General features: G+C 68.0%; 6 protein-coding genes. 4 read left to right on the forward strand and 2 right to left on the reverse strand.

Going from position 1 to position 4,251, the window contains the following annotated elements:
• A partial coding sequence (locus tag MFF42_RS23020) for an alpha/beta hydrolase (protein ID WP_238258042.1) occupies positions 1 to 287 on the forward strand: 287 nt, incomplete at its 5' end.
• A 5-nt stretch (positions 288 to 292) separates the two neighbouring features.
• On the opposite strand, the gene MFF42_RS23025 is transcribed toward MFF42_RS23020, so the two are convergent.
• Both MFF42_RS23025 and MFF42_RS23030 read right to left on the reverse strand, forming a co-directional pair.
• Positions 293 to 493, reverse strand: a complete 201-nt coding sequence (locus tag MFF42_RS23025) for a hypothetical protein (protein WP_238258044.1) — start codon at positions 491 to 493, stop codon at positions 293 to 295.
• Between the two features lie 250 nt (positions 494 to 743).
• Positions 744 to 1,274 (reverse strand): phosphate-starvation-inducible PsiE family protein, encoded by a 531-nt coding sequence (locus MFF42_RS23030; protein WP_238258045.1) that lies wholly within the window; start codon positions 1,272 to 1,274, stop codon positions 744 to 746.
• 427 nt (positions 1,275 to 1,701) lie between these two features.
• On the opposite strand from MFF42_RS23030, the gene MFF42_RS23035 reads away from it, so the two are divergent.
• The 3 genes from MFF42_RS23035 to MFF42_RS23045 all read left to right on the forward strand — a co-directional run.
• Complete coding sequence (locus tag MFF42_RS23035) at positions 1,702 to 2,676, forward strand: Bug family tripartite tricarboxylate transporter substrate binding protein (RefSeq protein WP_373875215.1); 975 nt, start codon at positions 1,702 to 1,704, stop codon at positions 2,674 to 2,676.
• Positions 2,677 to 2,756: 80 nt separating this feature from the next.
• Positions 2,757 to 3,254, forward strand: coding sequence for a tripartite tricarboxylate transporter TctB family protein (locus MFF42_RS23040; RefSeq protein ID WP_238258048.1), 498 nt, complete (start codon positions 2,757 to 2,759; stop codon positions 3,252 to 3,254).
• A gap of 29 nt (positions 3,255 to 3,283) precedes the next feature.
• On the forward strand, positions 3,284 to 4,251 hold a 968-nt coding region (locus tag MFF42_RS23045; RefSeq protein WP_238258051.1), incomplete at its 3' end, for a tripartite tricarboxylate transporter permease.

Genomic DNA, 4,251 nt, shown 5'->3' on the forward strand with positions numbered 1-4,251 from the left:
AGCGAGCGGTCGACGGCGCCGATGCGCGCGGTCCGCTCGTCTCGCCGATCCACGCCGACCTGACGGGGCTGCCGCCGATGCTGATCCAGGTGGGCTCGGCCGAAACGCTTCTCGACGATGCGGTCCGGCTCGCCGCGGCCGCGGGAGCGGCGGACGTCGCCGTGCAGCTCACGATCTGGCCGCACATGATCCATGCCTGGCATCTCTTCTACCAAGAAGTGGCCGATGGACGGCGCTCGCTGGCGCAGGCCGGCGCCTTCATCAGAGCCCATCTCGACGGCGCCTGAGGCGGCTATCCCCCCTGCACCTGCCTCTGGTCGCTCTCTAATTGCCGCAGCAACTCCGCCAGGCGCGGGTCGAGCACCTCGTCGAGCACCGGCTCGTACATCGCTTCCAGCTGTCGCCCGAGCCGCAGCCGCGTGCGGGCGTCGAGGATCGGACCGTGCTCGACCGCGGGCGCCGACGACGGAATCGCATCAGGTTTGGCGTTCATGGGAAACCGATGCTCGACATGGTCGGGAGACGATCGCGGGAAGCCTTGCCATCAACCGAACCCGCCCGCTCCGCGTTCCGGCCCGGCGACGGCATTCGGTCCGCAATGCGAGCAGACAGGGGATCGACCGGATCGGCGCAGGACGGAGGAGGAGGCACCAGCGAGCATCGGCGCAACCGACGGCACGGTCAGGCACAAGGACCGATCCCGCACCGAGTCCCGTCGACGGACCGTCGGTTCAGGTCGGCGTTCACGGGCCGGCATGCTCCTGCGCTTCCTCGCCCGCGGGCTTGCCGTCGTCTCGGGCGCGGTGGAGCACGAAGATCGCGAACACCATCGTCAGGATCAGGCCGGCCAGAACCCCGAGTTCGATCATCGATGCCTGGAACAGCGCCTGCTTCTCCGGGGACCAATCCTTGGCGTGGGTGATCTCCGAGGATTGCAGGGTGATCACCAGGACCCGCCGGATCGAGGCGATGAGCCCGACGATCAGGAACGGCTCGCAGGTCAGCTTGCCCGAGCGCATCGACACCCGCACCGTGTGCAGGATCTCGATGAGCATCAGCAGGAACAGCAGCCGGTCCACCACCTCCAGGATCTGGTCGGCGCCTCCCAGGGTGCGGAACGCCTCCCAGGTCAGCCCGGCGGCATCGATCAGCGCGACGAGGGCTGTCAGGCCGAGCAGCGCGCCGAGGGCCGCGTAGATCGCGTGCTCGGTATGGAGGAAGACGAAGCTCGCCGCGCGCGTGAGCCGGCCCTGATCCTCCCTACCGCCGGACATGGCTCACGTCCTCCATGTATTCGGGTGATCAGACACGATCTGCGGTCGAGCGTCCAGCGCGGGAGCACGGGCTCGCCGCACGGCTCAAGCAACGGTGATGGTCTCTCGTCCGGTGCGAGCGCACCGGCGGTCGACGCCGGCTCAGCCGCCGCATACCAGGGACGCCGTCGGTCCGGAAAAATCCCGAACGGTGCATATTCGACAGCGGCGCGTGCATAAAACGCCCAGCGCGCTTGCATGATTTTGCGGTATAATTCAAAGTTCAATCGGCCGTCGGCCCAGGTCTACGCTGCGCCTCCCGAGGTCCGGCAAGGCGTGGTTCTCGCCAACCGTCGGGGCTGCCGGTGCAGCAGGCCGGTCTTCGAGCCAAAAAACAGACCGCGTGCCGAAAGAGTGCGCTGCAAGAGGAAACGCCATGAGAGTCGCCATGCAGGCCGCGATCGCGGCCCTGTTGTTGTCTGCTGCCTCGGCGCAGGCCTGGGAACCGACGAAGCCGATCGAGATCATCGTTCCCTTCCCGCCCGGCGGATCCTCCGACCAGATGGCGCGCACGATCCAGGGGGCGATTCAGAAGAACAGCCTCGTCAAGCAGCCGATCATCATCGTCAACAAGCCCGCCGCGGCGGGCGGCGAGGCGATGCTCGACATCCAGAAGTCGGCCGGCGACCCGCACAAGCTCATCACCACGTCGAGCGGCATCTACATGACGCCGCTCTCCACCAAGCTTCCGGTGAGCTGGAAGGACTTCACGCCGATCGCGATGATGGCGCAGGACGCCTTCGTGCTCTGGGTCAACAGCGCCAAGCCCTACAAGACCGCCGGCGACTTCATCGAGGCGGCCAAGACCGCGAGCCCGCCGCTCAAGACCGGAGGGAACGGCTCGAAGCGCGAGGATCACCTGATCTCCGTGACGATGGAGCAGGCCACGGGCACCAAGATCACCTACGTGCCCTACCAGGGCGGCGGCCCGGCCTCGGTTCAGCTCGCGGGCGGGCACATCGACGCCAACATGAACAACCCGGCCGAGGAGGTCGCCAACTGGCGCTCCGGCGCGGTGAAGCCGCTCTGCGCCTTCTCCGACAAGCCGATGCAGTACACCCAGAAGGTCACCGCCGACATGGCGTGGTCCGACATCCCGACCTGCCAGTCGCAGGGCATGAACGTCACCTACCAGATGCTGCGCGGCATGTTCATGCCCGGCAAGGTCACGCCGGAGCAGCAGGCCTTCTACGTCGAGCTGTTCAAGAAGGTCACCGAGACCCCGGACTGGAAGGCCTATCTCGAGCGCAACGCGCTGGTGCCCGACTTCCGCTCCGGCCAGAGCTTCGTCGACTTCCTCACGGAGGACGAGCGCAAGCACAAGGAGCTGATGACCAAGGCCGGCTTCATCGCGACGAACTGAGCCCCTTCCGGCCGCGCCGGCCGCCGCTCCGGCGGAGGGCGGCGCGGCCGAGGCGAAGACCTGTTTGAGAAGTTCCCACCATGACCGAAGCCTCTCCCCCGCTTCCCGAGCGCGGCCTGTCGCGCCGCGCCGTCGAGATCGTCGTGGCGCTGCTGCTGCTCGGCCTCGCCGCGCTGGCCCTGTGGGATTCCTACGAGCGGGGCGCGGGCTGGGACAACGGGCCGGAGAACGGCTTCTTCCCGGCCCGCGTCGCCGCGATCCTCGGCATCGCGGCCATCGCCGCCCTCGTGAGCGCCCTGCGGCGGGAGGACAGCGTCTTCGTCACCTACGGCCAGCTCCGGCTCGTGGCCCAGGTCTTCGTGCCGCTGTTCCTCTACGTGCTGGGGATCGCCTTCCTCGGCATCTACCTGTCCTCGGCCCTGTTCATGGCCCTGTTCATGCTCACGCTCGGCTCCTTCCGCTGGTGGCAGACCGCGCTCGCCGTCGTGCTCGTTCCGTTCGTCACCTTCTGGGTGTTCGAGCAACAGTTCCGGGTTCCGCTGCCGAAGGGACCGATCGAAGCCTTCCTCGGCTACTGACCTGACCGGCCCGCGGCGGAGAGATTTTCATGGACGACCTCAACCAGCTCCTGCTCGGCTTCCAGGTCGCGCTGACGTGGCACAACATCCTGTTCATGGTGGTGGGCGTGCTGCTCGGCATCGTGGTGGGCGTGCTGCCGGGCCTCGGCGGCCCCAACGGCGTCGCGATCCTGCTGCCGCTGACCTTCGGCATGGACCCGACCTCGGCGATCATCCTCCTGTCGTCGATCTACTGGGGCGCGCTGTTCGGCGGCGCGATCACCTCGATCCTGTTCAACATCCCCGGCGAGGCGTGGTCGGTCGCCACCACCTTCGACGGCTACCCGCTGGCGCAGAAGGGCCGGGCCGGCGAGGCCCTGACCGCGGCCTTCACCGCCTCCTTCATCGGCGCGCTCTCGGGCGTGGTGCTCATCACCTTCGTGGCGCCGCTCGTGGCCAAGTTCGCCCTGCGCTTCGGCCCGGCCGAGTTCTTCGGCGTCTTCTTCCTCACCTTCTGCTCGTTCATCGGCATGGGCCGGGAGAACAAGGCCAAGATCGTCGTCTCCCTGGCGCTCGGCTTCCTGCTCGCCGCGGTCGGCCTCGACACCATCTCGGGCGACCTGCGCCTGACCTTCGGCACGCCCGAGCTGATGAAGGGCTTCGACTTCCTCGTCGTGGTGATCGGCCTGTTCGGCGTCTCCGAGATCCTGCTCACCATCGAGGAGGGCCTGCACTTCAAGGGCAAGCGGGCCGCCATGGATCTCGGCGTGGTCCTGCGCACCTGGGCCTCGCTGCCGCGCTACTGGGCGACGCTGATCCGCTCCTCGGTCGTCGGCATGTGGATGGGCGTCACCCCGGGCGGCGCCATCGCGGCCTCGTTCATGGGCTACGGCCTCGCCAAGCGCTTCTCCCGCCAGCCCGAGGAGTTCGGGCGCGGCGATATCGAGGGCGTGCTGGCCCCCGAGACCGCGGCCCACGCCGCCGGCACCTCGGCGCTGCTGCCGATGCTGGCGCTCGG

The sequence above is a fragment of the Methylorubrum podarium genome, assembly GCF_022179745.1.
In the GTDB taxonomy this organism is placed as follows: domain Bacteria; phylum Pseudomonadota; class Alphaproteobacteria; order Rhizobiales; family Beijerinckiaceae; genus Methylobacterium; species Methylobacterium podarium.